This window comes from Gracilibacillus salinarum (genome assembly GCF_022919575.1).
In the GTDB taxonomy this organism is placed as follows: domain Bacteria; phylum Bacillota; class Bacilli; order Bacillales; family Amphibacillaceae; genus Gracilibacillus; species Gracilibacillus salinarum.
Window position 1 is genome coordinate 2,423,234 of record NZ_CP095071.1, and the last position, 16,124, is coordinate 2,439,357.

Sequence of the window (16,124 nt, forward strand, 5' to 3'; positions counted from 1 at the left end):
TTAAAAATATATGCATAATCTTCTACTACCATTCCTTATCTTTTTCCCTTATACTAGAATGATAACAGTTCTCACTAATTTGTAAGGAGTATTATTCGATGGCAATTCGTACAGATAACAACATGCAATCTAGACCTTTACTAGCATTATTGATCATTTTTGGTGGAATTATACTACTTATGGCAGCTATGATTCTATCGATCATATATGGTGCAGCAGATATTGACTTGCCTACCATATGGCAAAGTCTTACACAATTCGACCCTTCCCAGACTGCACATCAGATTATTCGAAATTTACGTATCCCTCGTGGCTTAGCAGCAGCACTTGTTGGCGCAGCACTCGCCGTTTCAGGTGCTATCATGCAAGGTATGACCAGAAATGCATTAGCCTCTCCCTCTATTATGGGAGTAACAGCAGGGGCGAGCTTCATGATTGCAGTGGCAATGGCGATATCGTCACAGGTTACCACTATTTCCCTTGCCATCTGGGCTTTTGCAGGTGCTGGTTTGGGCGCTGGGATCGTTTTTGGCGTTGGGACGATTTCCAAAAGTGGCCTTACACCGGTAAAATTAGCATTAGCAGGGACGGCAGTTACCTCGATGTTAAGCGCGCTTTCCTCAGGGATTGCCATTCATTTTAATATTGCAAAGGATATGAGCTTTTGGTATGCAGGAGGCGTGGCAAGTGTTCAATGGATACATGTAAAATTATTAGCTCCTATTGTCATTATCGGGCTTATTCTTGCATTGTTACTATCGAAATCTATCACTGTATTAAATTTAGGTGAGGATGTAGCAAGAGGGCTTGGTCAACGAACCGTTTTAACCAAAATAATTGCCACCACTGTTGTACTATTATTAACTGGTGCAGCAGTATCCGTAGCAGGTACCGTTGGCTTCATTGGACTTGTCATCCCGCACATTACTCGATTTCTGGTCGGAGTAAAATACCAGTGGATTATACCTGCCGCCGCCGTATTGGGCGCTCTTTTGCTCGTTTTGGCAGATACAGCTTCCCGTATGGTCAATCCACCTTTCGAAACTCCCATTGGTACAATGACAGCATTAGTTGGGGTTCCTTTCTTCCTCTATCTTGCCAGACGTGAAGGGAGAGGATTGTAATGATATCTAGAACAAAAAGAACTAGCCTTTGGCTATTAGGCTTGACGGCAGGCCTTATCCTGACTATTTTAATTAGTTTAAACTTAGGCACAATGAGTATTTCACCGATAGATGTATGGAGGACAATGATCGGACAAGGTACAGATCAAAATCAACTCGTCTTGTTTGACTTCCGTTTACCTCGTATCGTAATTGCGTTGCTGATAGGAGCAGGAATGGCTATTTCGGGTGCTATCTTACAAGGTGTGACCCACAATGATTTAGCTGACCCTGGTATCCTTGGAATTAATAGTGGTGCTGGATTTGCGGTTGTCTTGTTTATCTATTTAACACAAAACAGCCTTACATCCACTGTGTTCATTTTGCCACTGGCAGCACTTGGAGGCGCCGTATTGGCAGCTGCCTTAATTTATCTGATATCATGGAAGAATGGGGTATCTCCGATCCGGTTAATTCTAGTCGGGATTGGGATCAATGCTGCTTTTTCAGCGCTCATCATCGTTTTCCAGTTAAAAATGGATCCTGATGATTTTACCAAAGCACAAATTTGGTTAACTGGGAACATAGCTGGCACTGACTGGAGCTATACGTTAGCACTTCTTCCTTGGATTGTAATTCTGTTGCCAATTGCTTTTTATAAAGCCAGCACATTAGATGCACTGCATTTAGGAGACGAAACAGCACAGGGAATTGGTGCAAATGTCGAAAAAGAACGGATATTCTTACTTGTGATAGCTGTCGCACTCGCAGGCGCAAGTGTGGCTGTTGGAGGAGCGATTGCATTTCTTGGGCTTGTCATCCCCCATTTAGCAAGAAAACTAGTAGGCGCAAGACACCATCACATGTTGCTTACATCAGCTCTTCTGGGTGCTCTACTCTTATTAGTGGCAGATACGATAGGGAGAAACATTCTTTCGCCTTCAGAAATTCCAGTTGGGATTATTGTCTCGTTAATCGGAGGAAGTTATTTTGTTTACTTATTGATGAAGTCTTAAACTATTATAACAGGAGTGATAAACATGTATCGAAAAGTATCAGATTTTATTGCTGATTGGAAAAATGCTCAGCAAGGAACGGTTCAAGTATTAGAGTCTATATCAGATGAAAAGCTCAATCAAGCGATTGTAGAAGGCCATAGCACACTTGGCTGGCTCGGTTGGCACTTAGCAACCTCTCCTGCATTTTTTGCGAGTATTGTAGGTTTGAAAGTACAAGGTGGCGATCCTAAGCAAGTACCAGAAAAAGCTGATGAGATCGTTGCAGCTTACAAACAAATGGCAGAGGATATCCAACAGCAAGTAGAATCACAGTTGACGGATGACCAATTAAGCGAAGAATTTGAAAGCTTTGCCGGCAAGACAACACGCGGCAATATGCTTCGTACATTAATTGATCATCAGACACATCACCGTGGTCAAATGACCGTTCTGCTTCGCCAGGCTGGTTTACCAGTTCCTGGAGTTATGGGACCAACTCAAGAGCAAAGTAATGCATAATAGAAACCGGCACTTCATTTAGAAGTGCCGGTTCTTTTTATCCTTGATATTCTCTTATTGCTTCAGTGGTTAATTCAATGCCTCCACGAGCTGTTTGATAAACGGTCACTTTGACGGTTTCAGCTTCAATAGCCCACATAATGTCGTCTGCAATTTGTGCAGCTAATGATTCACAAAATGCGCCATGATCACGAAACGACCACAAATAAAATTTCATGGACTTGGATTCAATACATTTATGACGTGGTGTATAGGAAATTTCCACCTTACCGAAATCAGGCTGTCCCGTTTTCGGACAAACTGCTGTGAACTCCAAAGCACGAAATGTAATATTCTGTACATTTGGTGCATCAAAAGCCTCTTGCTGTAAAACTGTTCTTCCTTCATCCACACTACTCGGGCGTGGCATCGGTCCGGAACGTGGTAAATAATAATTCTCTGACATCGTTATTCCCCCTAGTTTTGGTTAAGCAGGATGGTTACGAACTGCTTTAATTTATATTCAAACATGTATTATACCAAAAGCACGCTAAAAATAGCAATGTAGAAAACAGCGATTAAATACTAGTTATGCTTATTGCCATGGTTGAAAATTTTTTATATGAATAACACCATTGTAATTTTATGTTCTCAACTTTCGCACACTGAAATAGGCAGGTAAGCCCTGATATAGTTGGGTAAGCCTGCGATCCAGTGTTGGACTTGACTTTTGATTAATTTTTGTACCTTCTTGTTGCTCTGTTTCAAGGCATCTTCAAGAAGCTCGATCAACTGCTGAAGTGCCACAGCCCAATCAAGATCATGAACTTCATCACTTAATTCATAAAACATGCCGCCAAGTGTTCTCTCATCTGTGCTACATCGGTTTTGCCACGAGAGAATAATATATCGTGCGAATACGATGGTCGTATGACTAATTAAGCCGTCATATGAACGACTTTGGAACTCTTTTTGGAGTTTCAAAAGAGACTTTGTTGTTTTGAAAAAAACTTCAATGTCCCAGCGTATCCCATAAATACGAATGATTTCTTGATCACTTAGGGTACAGTCGGTGCTTAAAATAGCTAACCATTCGCTTTTTTTATTTCGATTACGCACAAAGACCACTTTAATAGGCACGCCATTCGCTTGTGTCGTATGAATCGAACGAAGAATGCTTTTCTTTCCACCTGTTGGTTTCGCAAAACGATAAAGTTCCTTTAAGCTTACACGTTGGCCATTCACAAGGTAACGCTGCTTCAAGTTCTTTACCATGCCAATGACCTCAAGTCCTTGCTCTTTTATTTCCTTAACGAGAGGCTGATACGTGAACCAAGAGTCCATCAGCACATAGGAAGCATCAATACCGGCATTCATTGCGCGTTTAACCATACCTGGTAGTTGCTCAGGTGCGGTTTGTAATGCTTCTACTCTGCGTTTATAACCGGAACTACGCTTATCAACTTTTGATGATATACCATTAATTTGGCTTTTCTTCGAGCTCAATAAAGAAAAGTCCACTGGAATGAATGTGGCACCATCTGACCAGCCAAGAGTCAGCATACGAAACCCTTTATAGAAGCGCATTTTTTGGGATGCATGGTCAAAACAGCGCGCTAATAATTCAACCGATTTACTGCGATTACGATCATACGAAGAATCATCTACAATCAATACTTTCGGGCGATCATGACTCGTTAAGTTGGTTACTTTTCCAATGGTATGAGCACTTAGAAACAGTAAAAACCTTCTCCAAGCAAATGTTGACTTGTTTAAAAAACGATAGACGGCATTCTTTTCTGGACAATCATTCGCTTTGGTACTTTGAAGTACTTGATACCAGTTCTTATTTTCAAAGATCAAACAAAAAATCAATTGAAAAAGATAGGCACAAGTAAAGCCTACAGACTTTGTAATACCAGCTTTTCTAAGATGTTTAAACACGTCCAATTCTCTAAATGTTGATTTTAATTCATTTGGTAGTTGCTTATTTAGGTCATTATTCGCTATCATATAGGAGACACCTCTTCTGTATTGGTAGTGTTTTCTCGTCAATTACACTATACCAAATGTTGAGGTGTTTTTTTATACCTAATTCGATTGTCAATGACCATATTTGAACAGTAATAAGCTTTGCAGCTAGTTATATTGAGTGCTTTTTTCTAGCTGCGAAAGTTGAGTTATGTTAATATATAGATAGTTTCTCAACTAAAAGGCAAGTGATGCCATTCAAAAAGGAGTGATGGGATATGAAAACATCTGTAAAATACCTTCTCATTTTTTTGTTAACAGCCCTTCTATTCACTGGATGCAGTTCTAATAATGAAGTACAAAGTCAATCAAACATCTTTACATATAACAACTCTGTAATTGGTGATAACAGTGCCGTTATTGCGATCATTAATCATTTACAACATAACAAGGAATTCAAAGAAATTTCTCTGCAAACAAAAGAAGAACCGTATGGAATGACTATTACCTACAATGAACTGGAAGCAACAGAGCTCGAAAAGGAATATAAAGAAACTGCAATTTATAACGCTACCTTTCTATTTGCTTTAATCGAAAATGCTGAATGGGTTACTTTTAAATTTGGTGATGAAAACGATGAATATAAACTATCGAAGGAAGACCTACAAACTGCGTTCGATAAGCCATTAAGTGATTTCACCAATGAAGAAGAAGTAACGACCTTTGTGCAAAAACAATTGAAAGATGAGAACAAGATCAATCAACTATTCTTGCAATAAAGAAATTATTATAAAGTGAGACTTCAATAAGCGAGGGTTTTGACCCTCACTGATTGCTAGCGAAAACTAATCCGGAAGTTATCGTTCGTTTACCCACCACTTATTTATCTCTCGAATCTTAAAGTGGGGGTATTCCAGACGATAAAAAGAAAAGGCGGGTTTAAATGATTGAATTACAATTTTTCGACCGTTCCGATTTTCAACAATTAATTAATTGGATCGATTCTCCAGCATTTCTAATGCAATGGGGAGGTCCGCACTTTCATTTTCCTCTCGATGAGCAACAACTAGATAACTACCTTAAAGATGCTAACAAAGAAAAATCGCAAACATATATTTATCGCGTGAAAGACATAGAAACGGGAATAGTCATTGGACATATTTCGTTAGGCAACGTTGACAGAGAAAATAAATCAGCAAGAATCGGAAAAGTTTTAGTTGGTGATCAAAGCAGCAGAGGAAGAGGAACTGGACAACAAATCATCAACGAAATTCTTTCGATAGCATTTGCTGAGCTCCATTTACATAGTGTCAGCCTCGGTGTCTTTTCCTTTAATCACCCGGCCATTACCTGCTATGAAAAAGCAGGCTTTATAAAAGAGGGTCTACGAAGAGACGCTCGAAAAATTGGTGACGAGTATTGGAGCTTATGGGAAATGAGTATTCTCGAGAATGAATGGTCGGTGAGGCATAAAAGCTAAGAAAACCCACTCCATCCCAAGCTGCTAACCTGTATAGTAAAATGGATGATCTAAAGTGGGACTGTATTGCAATATGGTCATAAAGAAAATGCTCGGATTTTAAATCCGAGCATTCTTGTTTACTAAATTTAAACACTACTGATGATTTTCTGCAAATTTCTTCATAAACGCGATCAAATCCTCGACGCCTTCTACTGGCATTGCGTTATAGATACTTGCGCGCATACCGCCAACAGAGCGATGTCCTTTTAATGTTTCTAACCCTTCCTGTTGAGCCTCTTTCACGAATTCGCCATCGAGATCTCGGCCAGGAATGATAAATGGAATATTCATAATGGAACGGCTCTCTTCTTTTACTGGAGAGCTATAGAAATCAGAAACAGCGATATAATCATATAACAAGGCTGCTTTCTTTTCATTTCTTGCCTGCATTGCTTGCAATCCGCCTAAATCTTTTAACCATTCAAAAACAAGCTTGGCAATATAAATGCCATAGGTAGGCGGTGTATTATACAGGGAGTCACTGTCACTATGCGTTTGATAGTCAAGCATGGTTGGACATTGCGGCGTGGCATTCCCAATTAAATCTTCACGTACAATTAAGACAGTTAAGCCTGCCGGACCAATGTTTTTTTGGGCCCCGGCATAAATCACGCCGAATTTAGAAACATCGATTTCTTCGGATAAAATATTAGAAGACATGTCCGCTACCAATGGTACATTTCCGGTATCAGGAATCTCATGATACGCAGTACCTTCAATCGTATTATTGGTTGTAATATGAACAAAATCCGCTTCTGGGTCAATCATATCTTTATGAACAGTCGGTATATACGTGAAATTCTCATTTTCAGACGATGCAATGACGTTAACATCAAGGTATTTCTTAGCTTCTTTAATTGCCTTTTTGGACCAAGATCCGGTGTTAACGAAATCTGCTTTACCATTTTTCATTAAATTAAGAGGTACAGCAGCGAATTGCTGGGATGCTCCGCCTTGAACAAACAATACTTTATAATGATCCGGAATATTCATTAATTCACGCAATAGCTTTTCAGCATTAGTAATAATATCTGTGAAAAGTCCTGAGCGATGACTAAGCTCCATAACTGACATTCCAGATCCTTGATAATCTGGCAGATCTGCTTGTGCTTTTTCTAATACGGCTAATGGTAACATTGATGGACCAGCTGAAAAATTGTGTACTCGTTTCATCTAACCACACTCCTCAATTGATAGTAAATAGAAAGAGGTAAGGACTGTATCCTTACCTTTGCCCAGGCGAGCGGCTTCGATACTATGTGCTCCCTTACGGTTATTCCGTATCCTCGCCAGTTACACATAGCCATGTTATTTGTGAAAATTATAACAATATTCCCCTGACATTTCAATTGAAATTTATCTTAAAATTTTGTTAAATCAGGCTAATTTTATTGTATTACACAGGACTGCCTTTTAATTGTACGAAAATCGTAACAGCTTCACTATCCAAAGTGTGGTAGAATAACAAGATGAGATTAACGATCGAGAAAGAGGAAGGATAGTATGCAAACCATTATTTTCGATGTAGATGATACCTTATATGATCAACTGCAACCATTTCATAAAGCCGTTCATCAGCATTTTAGTGAATCCTTTTCTGATAACGATATGACGTTGTTATATAAAACGAGCAGAAAATACAGTGATGAAGTATTTGAACAGTATATGAACGGAGAAATCACTGCTCTTGATTTACAAACTTACCGGATCATGAAAGCATGCGAAGAATTTGATATTAATCTATCGTACGAACAAGCCGTACAATTTCAAGAAACCTACTTGGCAGAACAGAAAGAAATTCAGTTATTTGAATCGATGAAACAATTACTGGACAAGCTTTTCCATCACAAAAAGCAGTTAGCCGTACTGACGAATGGTGAATCTGCCCACCAACGCATGAAAGTCTTACAATTAGGGTTAAACAAGTGGATACCTGACGATCATATATTTGTATCTGGAGAAATCGGCCACTCGAAACCAAGTGCAAAGGTTTTTGAACATATCGAAAACAAATTGAAGTTACGCAAACAAGAAACCATTTACATTGGTGATTCCTTTGAACATGATATCACTGGTGCCAAGCATGCCGGTTGGCAAGCAGTTTGGTTAAATCACCGTATGCGAAAAGCATCGCATCCTAGCATTGAAGCAGATTATGTATTGGAACATCCGAACGGCATTTTAAAAACTGCAAGAAGCTGGTACTCCACATGATGACGGATTGCTGGCTCTTACCATTTTAGAAACAGGTATGATATTTATAGCGAGTGGCATAATCCCACTTAGATTATGCCCTTTCATTTTGGAGTGATAATTATGAAGTCGAAAAAAGTTTTAGCCGTATTATTCCTCGTCATGTTTTTCGTAATGGTCGGTTTTGGGATCATCATTCCGGTACTGCCATTTTATGCAGAGGAATTAGGCGCTTCTCCATTAGCACTAGGATTGCTAATGGCCACCTATTCCGTGATGCAATTCCTCTTTTCACCTATGTGGGGAAGGATATCTGATAAAATTGGTCGAAAACCGGTATTATTAATTGGAATTGCAGGTTTAGCATTATCCTTTTTCTTATTAGCAACTGCCAATCAGTTATGGATGTTATTTGCTGCCCGGATTATTGGCGGGTTATTGTCATCTGCTAATATGCCTACTGTAACAGCTTATGTAGCAGATATCACCACCGAAGAAGATCGCGGTAAAGGAATGGGAATAATCGGTGCTGCTGTTGGCCTTGGCTTTATTTTTGGTCCAGCTATTGGCGGAGTGTTTTCCAGCGGTAATCTAGCTATTCCATTTTACTTATCTGGCATTTCTTCCTTAATTACCTTTGCATTAGTAGCGATTGTATTAAGAGAAACGAGACCAGAAAAGGCAGAGCAAGTGACTGCACCAGCCAAACGGAGATCATTGCTAAAAGCATTAAAAACACCAATGGCTTACTTGTATGTGTTGCAATGGTTTGTGTCTGTTTCGCTTGCTGGGCTAGAAGCAACCTTTGCATATTTTGCTTTTGACCGAGCAGGCTTAGGAACAGTAGAGCTCGGCTATATCTTTATGATTATGGGGCTAGCCGGCGCTATCGTACAAGGTGGATTAGTCGGACAATTGACCAAAAGATTAGGCGAAGGAAAAGTAATCCAAATCGGCGTTATTGTTTCTGCTATCGGATTTGCACTCATTTTATTTGTGCAAGACTTCCTTACAGCAGCGATTTTTCTAACCATTTTTGGATTAGGGAACGGTTTAATTCGACCAAGTGTATCATCACTTTTGACAAAAAAAGCGACGTCTGGTTACGGGGAAGTGACTGGTATGCTCTCCTCCTTTGATTCGTTAGGTCGCATTATCGGACCACCACTTGGCGGATTTTTGTATGGGGTAGCTATTATCTTGCCCTACGTAGCTGGAATAATTTTGTCTGTGCTAGCTCTGGGCATTTATTATCTGTATCTACGTCAGAATGAAAGCAATTCTAAGTTGGCACATCAATAACGAAGGTAGACACTGGTATTTGACAAATACTTGTGTCTTTTTTTCGGTAGGAAAGTTATAAGCCCCCCTTTATTCCGAGTTAGTTACTATGTATAATAAGAATAAAAGAAATGAGGTGTTCTTATGTCCATTCCTAAGCCACTCGTTCAACTCAATCAGGCATTTATTCTTTTCACCGTACTTATTGGTATATTCGTTCATCCATTTGTACTAGTCTTACCTTTCGTAACAGGGGTGATCACATTAATAACCAAAAAGAATCCGATTATTCTGTTAGGAAAACCATTTTTAAGAAAACCAGCTACAGCCTATCCACCGGAAGATAAAGCACAACAATTGTTTAATCAATGGATTGCTACTATCTGTATTGGGCTTGCTCTGATTAGTTTTTCTATCGGAATGAATTGGCTCTTATATTTTTTCAGTGTAATAGTCGCAGTAGCATCAGGACTTGCATTAGCTGGCTATTGTATCGGATGTACGATTCGTTACCGTTATATGATGTGGAAATATAAACAAAAAACAAATCATCAAAGTTAAGGCTCTTACCACCTTAAGGCATAAGAGCCTTTTTTCTTATTTTCGATTCGTTAACGAAATGCCTTCCACTTTTAATAAAGATGAAAAAATACGCACAAACACTTGATAGCGGTCGGATTCATAGCTAAGCTCCTCTAAATAATGTCTTAAATGAAGTGCAATATCTTCTCGTGTGCGGATATCAAATTCATAGAATGGAACAATAGGAAAATATAAATTGTCACAAAAGGGAAGTAGAATGCCTGTTACAATGGATCCTTGCTTTGGAGGCTGGTGCGCTGGTAATGGGAGGAAAATCTCTACAGTTTTCTCTGTTTCAATTTCGACTGCAACGAATCCGTTCTTGCCTATTTGATTTCCGACAAAGTAATAGGCTGGAACAGCTTCATGCCAATTCAAAAACCATGATTTCAAAACAGGGTATTCCTGAAAATATTCATTATTATGCGTGATAAATTGATGGAAATGAGTAAAGGAAGGCTCTAAAGCTTGTTCATAGAGGAGGCGCCACCAAAACAAATTCTCGAGGATTGGTTCGTATTTATCCGGTGGAACATCACAATCATTTGCAAATTCAAGAAATCCAGGCTCCAATTGTTCGTAAAATGCTTCGTACGTTTGTCTGACAAATTTCAGATATACATGTACTAATAACTGATCCCGCAGTTCTTCTGACATCGATTCACCATGATGAAATTCGGCCAATTGTCCCTTTCGCCGGGAAAGATGCACGACCTCATTCGAATCGTCTTTGTTCATATTCTTCATCCTCTCTCAAGTAACTTACTCTCTATACTAATATTCGAGAAGAAACGGCAAAATCCTGCAAAAAATTTCAGAATTATTCCCGCCACAAATTAAGCTTACTCCAATCGCAAATCCTGATCCGGCAGTACACGGAGTCGGTAACAGTTCTTCGCCACTTTCCCCAATTGATCTAGAAGGTTATAGTTTGCATAAGCCCCGATAATTGCGCCTAATCCGGGAATCATTTGCAGCATTTTTACCAGATCAATATAGTCCCGATACTCCTGCTGAAAGACCCGCCAATCCATATCAACCATCCGCTCCTTCTCCTCTTCCCAATTCTTTACGATATGATAAACTTCTCTACGTTTATCGTCATTTGAAAAAGCAAGCTGGAAAACATGCAATATATAGAGACGTTCTTCATAACAAGACGTATCAAACCCATAAATAGCTGCCACCTCAAATAAATATTTCATTTTTATTGAAAGTAACAAAGGAAAATCTGCGAGACCAAGTAAGATGCCACCAGCACCAGTCCCTGCACCTTCAAGCATTGCTGTTTTACGGTAACTAACTAATTTCTGATCGACCAATTTTTCCATGTCTTCCAGGGATATTCCGGTGTATCGTTTTCTTGTGGTAAAATCAGAACCAACCAGAGTCGTTTTCACCATTTGTTTGATCGCTTCTGTCATTACTTGATGCGCTCTCTCTGGTATATAACTATTCATTTTATTCTGTGCTTTTTTGGATAATTGCTGAAATCTGCTTTTACTTTTCAGAAGTTGCAATTCCCATTCAAGTAGCTCTTGATAGGCTTGTTGTTCATATTGCTTCATGTTTGCCCACGCTCCATTCTTTGCTTTTCACCATAATGTACGAAAGATGTGCCAAAAAAGTTTCAAATTCTGCTTGACTCTCTCGTTACGTCATAGCATATTCTTATATCGAAAGGGTGATAAGTATGAAAGTAAAAGAAGTAGCTGAACTTACAGGGGTTAGCATTCGAACCTTACATCATTATGATAAGATCGGCCTCCTATCACCTGCAAAATCTGCAGAAAGTGGCTATCGAATCTATACTGAAGAAAATTTAAACACCCTTCAGCAAATTCTGTTCTTTCGAGCATTAGATTTTCCATTAAAAAAGATTAAAACCATTATGACAAGCGATGACTACGACAGGCTAGAGGCATTAGAAATGCAACGGGACATGCTTGTCAGCAAACGTGAAAACATTGAAACAATGCTTGAAACGATTAACAAAACGATTAAAAATGAGAAAGGAGCTTATAAAATGAGCAAAAAGGAAAAATTTGAAGGATTCGATTTCAGTCAAAATCCTTATGAAAAAGAGGCAAGAGAACGTTGGGGAGATAAAAAGGTTAATGAAGCGAATCGAAAAGCAGCAGGTATGACCGAAGCTACACAGCAAGAAATGAACAACATTTACTGGGAACTGGCATCCATTCGTGATCAAGACCCTGCATCCGCTCATGCTCAAGAGTCGATTAAGAAATGGTATGATTTTCTCAATCATCATTTCTCCACTTATTCTCTCGAAGCTTTTCAAGGCCTTGGCAGAATGTATGTTGAAGATGAGCGTTTCACTAAGAATATTGACCAATTCGGCGAAGGGCTAGCCCAATTTATGAGTGAAGCAATGGTTGTGTTCGGAAACCAAGGAAAATAAATAAGTGATAATGACCAGGACATACAGGTGTTACTCTGTAGTATACCTTAATAGCATTTAGAAAAATCAGGCATAACCCGCCCTCTCCTAATTGAAATAAATGATATACAACTACCTATAATATGGATTATGTCAACAAGCCATCGCTGCCAAGCATCCATATTGAGATATTTAATGTGCTGGGATACCACTTCGGCCAACCACTCCGCGTCCTGCGGGGCACGGCTGAAGCTAACTTTGTGAAGAAGATCGCTTCACAAAGTGGATCTTCAGCGCCTGCATAATCCCGCGGGAGTCTCCGTGGTTGGCCTACGCTAGGATGTGGACTCTACAACTTTTGTAAGAGATAGCATATTGATCACTGTATATATAACAGCAATTGAATGAATAACATAATGCCTAGATCCACTGCTTTTAGCTGTTCCATATGATGTAGTACTTCCCTATTTCCGGAGCTTTGCTAAGCAGATATTCTATATCAAAATGATCATTCTGCAATACAGCCTTTGTTAACATAATCCATATTATAGGAACTATGCTTTCTTACCTCACAAGAGATCCTTATACATGTAATCGCCATGCAAGGGAATAATAACAGATATGGAGAAGATCGGAGGTTTCAATATGCCCACACTGCTTTCTGATTTGTTACTGATTATCGGCAGAATTGTAACGATACTCCCTTTACTGTTACTAGTCACCTTGTTTATGGGAAAGAGAGCGATTGGTGAATTACCTGTATTTGATTTCTTAGTAATTATCACGCTCGCCTCTGTAGTAGGTGCCGATATTGCAGATCCAAACATTCAGCATCTCCCTACTACTATCGCCATTATTGCTATCGGAGTTTTACAAAAGATTGTGTCCCATTTAAAATTAGCAAATCGGACGATTGGTAAACTGTTAACCTTTGAACCAACTGTCGTGGTTTATCAAGGAACGCTTCTGCCGCAAAACTTAAAGAAAATCGGATACTCGATCGACAATATCCTGCAAATGCTTCGAGATAAAGAGGTGTTTGATGTCTCTGATGTTGAACTAGCTTTGGTTGAAGCAAATGGTTCCCTCAGTGTCCTTAAAAAGACCGAAAAAACCGCAGTGACCAGACAGGATTTACAAATCGAAAATACAGATACCAGCATTTCGTACCCTGTTATTATCGAAGGAAAGATCATCACAAGCATGTTAAATAACAGAAATTTAAATGAACAATGGTTAGAGACTGAACTGCAAAAATGGTCTATTACGAAAACAAAAGAAGTATTTTTTGCATCGGTAAATTCAAATAACCAGCTGCATATCTCCCTTTATGATGACCAATATGTTGATGCTCCTCCCATACAACATTAAGGTGCTCGCATGATTCTACTCCCTCTTGCATATTTTTTATGGAAGAATACTAGCAGGAGGGGATAGTAATGCACGATTCACATGATTACCCACAAGGGCGCAACATCACTGTTTCAGGAAAAGGTATGGTCAAAGCGACGCCTGATCTGGCGATGATAGACCTGAGCGTCATAACCGAAAACAAAGATGTCTTGGTAGCACAGCAGGAAAATGCTCGTATCTCTCAGCAAGTCATTACAGCACTTGTTGGAAGTGGAATTCCACGTGAACAAATACAAACTGCTGATTACTCAGTATTACCTCAATATGATTATCAAAATAACACCCAGCAATTAACTGGATATCGGGTTATCCACACGTTTTCCGTTTCGACAAGTGTCAATCAGATTGGTACCGTTATCGATATTGCCACCAAGAATGGAGTAAACCAAGTTCGGAATATCACGTTAACTGTGAGCAATCAATCCTACTATTATCAGGAGGCTATAAGGCGCGCCATTCAACATGCCTGCACAACTGCCCAAACGATTGCACAATGCTTTCAAGTCACCTTAAACGCAGCCCCTTACCACGTTTTAGAGCAATCAACCAACACTTCTCCCGTTCTTTACAAAACATATGCTACCGCTGAATCAAGTACTGCTACACCGATACAGCCAGGTCAGCTGGAGATCGAAGCGGATGTCAAAATCCAATTCAACTTTTCATGTTAATAAATTGATTTCCGATTACTTGGTTTTTGCCGCCGCCTTTTGCCCGATAAAGTAATTCATCTGTTTCTTTAAAAAATTCATCTTTTGACATAGATTCCGTTAATTCACAAAAACCGATACTGATGGTAATATGTTCATTTAATTCTTCATGATATTGTGATGCGATATATAATCGGATATTTTCGACGATTTGAAAGGCTTCCTCCAATTCCTTATTCGTCAACAATACAGCAAATTCTTCTCCTCCATATCGTGCCACAATATCATCTTCCGTTAACTGGTCAGAGATTGCATGTGCCACCCGTTTCAAGACAACGTCTCCAATATCATGACCATAATCATCATTGATCATTTTAAAATTATCGATATCAATTAAGGCTAACTGCAATGGCATTGCTTGAGAAATACTTTGGTCATACAAAAAATCCAAATATTCATGAAATGTTTTATGATTATATAGACCTGTAAGTAAATCCGTTTTTGATAATCGTTCCATCACTGTACTTTTTACAATCAGCGCTTTTTCTTTTTCAGCAGCACGATTCAAAAAATCAAGCACTTCCTTTCCTCTATCCAATATAATCTGATAAATTAGAAACCCCGCCAATAAGACAAAATGGTAACTGAAATATTCATAAACAGTTGAATATTGCCTTATGTCAGGAACAGCGTATAAAGCAGTGAGGGTAATAAAATTGAATGCAAAGCTGAATCGAAGAAGTTTTTTATCGAAATAAATTAAAATAACAGCCATCGCTAACAAAAATACTACTTTCAGGCCAGACACATTAGGATGGACCGCCACAACAACAAGTGCAATGAGTGTCCCGATCGTGGTGATAAAATAGGAGCTGTACACTTTTTTCACTTTGATTAAATAGTGAGCAAACAACAAGATCGCTGTTTGAATGTATGAGGGAATAACTAGTTTATGCAGGATGAAGGTTTCCACATAGGAGGGCTCATAAAAAACGGTAATCAGTAAACCTAAAGTCTGTCCCACAATAACCATCAACACTAACAACCAATAAACACGCAAAATCTTCTCTACCCATACATTATCATTTGAGAGAATTGGTTTAGATTTCACCATTTTCATTCCATCCTTGTACTAAATTTTTAACTCGTGTCTCGGCTGTGAATAATATATGTCTTTATAACTATATTCATCTCTATTTTTATTATACACCTTTTTTAGGTCTAAACACCCATGTTATTCAATTTTTTTATTAATTTTTATCACGCTATATACCAACATCCTTAACAAAAAATGTAAAGGATAACAGACGCAATTGACTGGAACGCATATCGATTGTCATTACTTTACTGAAATTAATTCACTCTGGCAAGTAGTTTGATAACATATATAGCAAGTTCAGCTTGATTTTCAGATTAAGAAAAACCGGACACAATCCGCTCGGTCATAATTGACTTAATTAAAGTAGCTACACTGTTTCTAGATCTTTAACGAGTGCTATCATTTATCTTATA

At 38.9% G+C, this 16,124-nt stretch carries 17 protein-coding genes and 1 riboswitch; of the genes, 11 read left to right on the top strand and 6 right to left on the bottom strand.

What is annotated here, in order from left to right:
• The first annotated feature begins 98 nt into the window (after positions 1–98).
• Genes MUN87_RS11155 through MUN87_RS11165 form a run of 3 tightly spaced genes read left to right on the top strand, consistent with a single transcriptional unit; the run spans position 99 to position 2,620 of the window.
• Positions 99–1,124 carry a FecCD family ABC transporter permease gene (locus MUN87_RS11155; RefSeq protein WP_244740133.1) on the top strand — a complete coding sequence of 342 codons (1,026 nt, stop codon included), beginning with the start codon at positions 99–101 and terminating at the stop codon, positions 1,122–1,124.
• Positions 1,124–2,119, top strand: coding sequence for a FecCD family ABC transporter permease (locus MUN87_RS11160; RefSeq protein ID WP_244740135.1), 996 nt, complete (start codon positions 1,124–1,126; stop codon positions 2,117–2,119). Before MUN87_RS11155 ends, MUN87_RS11160 begins: the two co-directional genes overlap by 1 nt.
• Before the next feature lie 24 nt (positions 2,120–2,143).
• Complete coding sequence (locus tag MUN87_RS11165; protein WP_244740137.1) at positions 2,144–2,620, top strand: DinB family protein; 477 nt, start codon at positions 2,144–2,146, stop codon at positions 2,618–2,620.
• Positions 2,621–2,657: 37 nt separating this feature from the next.
• Here the strand turns inward: MUN87_RS11165 and queF are convergent, their stop codons facing one another.
• Both queF and MUN87_RS11175 read right to left on the bottom strand, forming a co-directional pair.
• Positions 2,658–3,065, bottom strand: a complete 408-nt coding sequence (queF, locus tag MUN87_RS11170) for a preQ(1) synthase (RefSeq protein ID WP_244740139.1) — start codon at positions 3,063–3,065, stop codon at positions 2,658–2,660.
• 185 nt (positions 3,066–3,250) lie between these two features.
• Positions 3,251–4,612: an IS4 family transposase gene (locus MUN87_RS11175; protein ID WP_244740141.1), complete on the bottom strand. Its 1,362-nt coding sequence runs from the start codon at positions 4,610–4,612 to the stop codon at positions 3,251–3,253.
• 236 nt (positions 4,613–4,848) lie between these two features.
• Between MUN87_RS11175 and MUN87_RS11180 the strand changes: the two genes are divergently transcribed.
• Together MUN87_RS11180 and MUN87_RS11185 are read left to right on the top strand one after the other, a co-directional pair.
• Entirely contained in the window at positions 4,849–5,349 is a 501-nt protein-coding gene (locus tag MUN87_RS11180; protein WP_244740143.1) for a DUF4825 domain-containing protein, read from the top strand.
• A 164-nt stretch (positions 5,350–5,513) separates the two neighbouring features.
• On the top strand, positions 5,514–6,050 hold the full coding sequence (locus MUN87_RS11185) for a GNAT family N-acetyltransferase (RefSeq protein ID WP_244740145.1): 537 nt from the start codon (positions 5,514–5,516) through the stop codon (positions 6,048–6,050).
• A gap of 135 nt (positions 6,051–6,185) precedes the next feature.
• On the opposite strand, the gene serC is transcribed toward MUN87_RS11185, so the two are convergent.
• On the bottom strand, positions 6,186–7,265 hold the full coding sequence (gene serC / locus MUN87_RS11190; protein ID WP_244740146.1) for a 3-phosphoserine/phosphohydroxythreonine transaminase: 1,080 nt from the start codon (positions 7,263–7,265) through the stop codon (positions 6,186–6,188).
• A 53-nt stretch (positions 7,266–7,318) separates the two neighbouring features.
• A riboswitch (ZMP/ZTP riboswitch) is annotated at positions 7,319–7,399 on the bottom strand.
• Positions 7,400–7,595: 196 nt separating this feature from the next.
• On the opposite strand from serC, the gene MUN87_RS11195 reads away from it, so the two are divergent.
• From MUN87_RS11195 to MUN87_RS11205, 3 genes are all read left to right on the top strand, one after another.
• Positions 7,596–8,306 (top strand): HAD family hydrolase, encoded by a 711-nt coding sequence (locus MUN87_RS11195; RefSeq protein ID WP_244740148.1) that lies wholly within the window; start codon positions 7,596–7,598, stop codon positions 8,304–8,306.
• A 102-nt stretch (positions 8,307–8,408) separates the two neighbouring features.
• A complete protein-coding gene (locus tag MUN87_RS11200; protein WP_244740150.1) occupies positions 8,409–9,587 on the top strand; it encodes an MFS transporter in 1,179 nt (392 codons plus the stop codon).
• A 123-nt stretch (positions 9,588–9,710) separates the two neighbouring features.
• The gene (locus MUN87_RS11205; RefSeq protein WP_244740152.1) at positions 9,711–10,127 is read left to right on the top strand and encodes a DUF4395 domain-containing protein; all 417 of its coding nucleotides are present in this window, start codon (positions 9,711–9,713) and stop codon (positions 10,125–10,127) included.
• A gap of 36 nt (positions 10,128–10,163) precedes the next feature.
• On the opposite strand, the gene MUN87_RS11210 is transcribed toward MUN87_RS11205, so the two are convergent.
• Together MUN87_RS11210 and MUN87_RS11215 are read right to left on the bottom strand one after the other, a co-directional pair.
• Entirely contained in the window at positions 10,164–10,886 is a 723-nt protein-coding gene (locus tag MUN87_RS11210) for a hypothetical protein (RefSeq protein ID WP_244740154.1), read from the bottom strand.
• A gap of 104 nt (positions 10,887–10,990) precedes the next feature.
• A complete protein-coding gene (locus MUN87_RS11215; RefSeq protein WP_244740155.1) occupies positions 10,991–11,716 on the bottom strand; it encodes an EcsC family protein in 726 nt (241 codons plus the stop codon).
• 125 nt (positions 11,717–11,841) lie between these two features.
• Here MUN87_RS11215 and MUN87_RS11220 point away from each other — a divergent pair, with 125 nt between their 5' ends.
• The 3 genes from MUN87_RS11220 to MUN87_RS11230 all read left to right on the top strand — a co-directional run bounded on the left by MUN87_RS11220 (position 11,842) and on the right by MUN87_RS11230 (position 14,633).
• Positions 11,842–12,570 carry a MerR family transcriptional regulator gene (locus tag MUN87_RS11220; RefSeq protein WP_439649623.1) on the top strand — a complete coding sequence of 243 codons (729 nt, stop codon included), beginning with the start codon at positions 11,842–11,844 and terminating at the stop codon, positions 12,568–12,570.
• 624 nt (positions 12,571–13,194) lie between these two features.
• A complete protein-coding gene (locus MUN87_RS11225) occupies positions 13,195–13,920 on the top strand; it encodes a DUF421 domain-containing protein (protein ID WP_244740157.1) in 726 nt (241 codons plus the stop codon).
• A 68-nt stretch (positions 13,921–13,988) separates the two neighbouring features.
• Positions 13,989–14,633: an SIMPL domain-containing protein gene (locus tag MUN87_RS11230; RefSeq protein WP_244740159.1), complete on the top strand. Its 645-nt coding sequence runs from the start codon at positions 13,989–13,991 to the stop codon at positions 14,631–14,633.
• On the opposite strand, the gene MUN87_RS11235 is transcribed toward MUN87_RS11230, so the two are convergent.
• Positions 14,617–15,726, bottom strand: a complete 1,110-nt coding sequence (locus MUN87_RS11235) for a GGDEF domain-containing protein (RefSeq protein ID WP_244740161.1) — start codon at positions 15,724–15,726, stop codon at positions 14,617–14,619. The two genes, MUN87_RS11230 and MUN87_RS11235, sit on opposite strands and share 17 nt — an antisense overlap.
• Between the last annotated feature and the right edge of the window lie 398 nt (positions 15,727–16,124).

Coding starts and splice junctions, on each gene's coding strand:
- MUN87_RS11155 (WP_244740133.1), top strand. CDS start 99: ATGGCAATTCGTACAGATAACAACATGCAATCTAGACCTTTACTAGCA.
- MUN87_RS11160 (WP_244740135.1), top strand. CDS start 1,124: ATGATATCTAGAACAAAAAGAACTAGCCTTTGGCTATTAGGCTTGACG.
- MUN87_RS11165 (WP_244740137.1), top strand. CDS start 2,144: ATGTATCGAAAAGTATCAGATTTTATTGCTGATTGGAAAAATGCTCAG.
- queF (WP_244740139.1), bottom strand. CDS start 3,065: ATGTCAGAGAATTATTATTTACCACGTTCCGGACCGATGCCACGCCCG.
- MUN87_RS11175 (WP_244740141.1), bottom strand. CDS start 4,612: ATGATAGCGAATAATGACCTAAATAAGCAACTACCAAATGAATTAAAA.
- MUN87_RS11180 (WP_244740143.1), top strand. CDS start 4,849: ATGAAAACATCTGTAAAATACCTTCTCATTTTTTTGTTAACAGCCCTT.
- MUN87_RS11185 (WP_244740145.1), top strand. CDS start 5,514: ATGATTGAATTACAATTTTTCGACCGTTCCGATTTTCAACAATTAATT.
- serC (WP_244740146.1), bottom strand. CDS start 7,265: ATGAAACGAGTACACAATTTTTCAGCTGGTCCATCAATGTTACCATTA.
- MUN87_RS11195 (WP_244740148.1), top strand. CDS start 7,596: ATGCAAACCATTATTTTCGATGTAGATGATACCTTATATGATCAACTG.
- MUN87_RS11200 (WP_244740150.1), top strand. CDS start 8,409: ATGAAGTCGAAAAAAGTTTTAGCCGTATTATTCCTCGTCATGTTTTTC.
- MUN87_RS11205 (WP_244740152.1), top strand. CDS start 9,711: ATGTCCATTCCTAAGCCACTCGTTCAACTCAATCAGGCATTTATTCTT.
- MUN87_RS11210 (WP_244740154.1), bottom strand. CDS start 10,886: ATGAACAAAGACGATTCGAATGAGGTCGTGCATCTTTCCCGGCGAAAG.
- MUN87_RS11215 (WP_244740155.1), bottom strand. CDS start 11,716: ATGAAGCAATATGAACAACAAGCCTATCAAGAGCTACTTGAATGGGAA.
- MUN87_RS11220 (WP_439649623.1), top strand. CDS start 11,842: ATGAAAGTAAAAGAAGTAGCTGAACTTACAGGGGTTAGCATTCGAACC.
- MUN87_RS11225 (WP_244740157.1), top strand. CDS start 13,195: ATGCCCACACTGCTTTCTGATTTGTTACTGATTATCGGCAGAATTGTA.
- MUN87_RS11230 (WP_244740159.1), top strand. CDS start 13,989: ATGCACGATTCACATGATTACCCACAAGGGCGCAACATCACTGTTTCA.
- MUN87_RS11235 (WP_244740161.1), bottom strand. CDS start 15,726: ATGGTGAAATCTAAACCAATTCTCTCAAATGATAATGTATGGGTAGAG.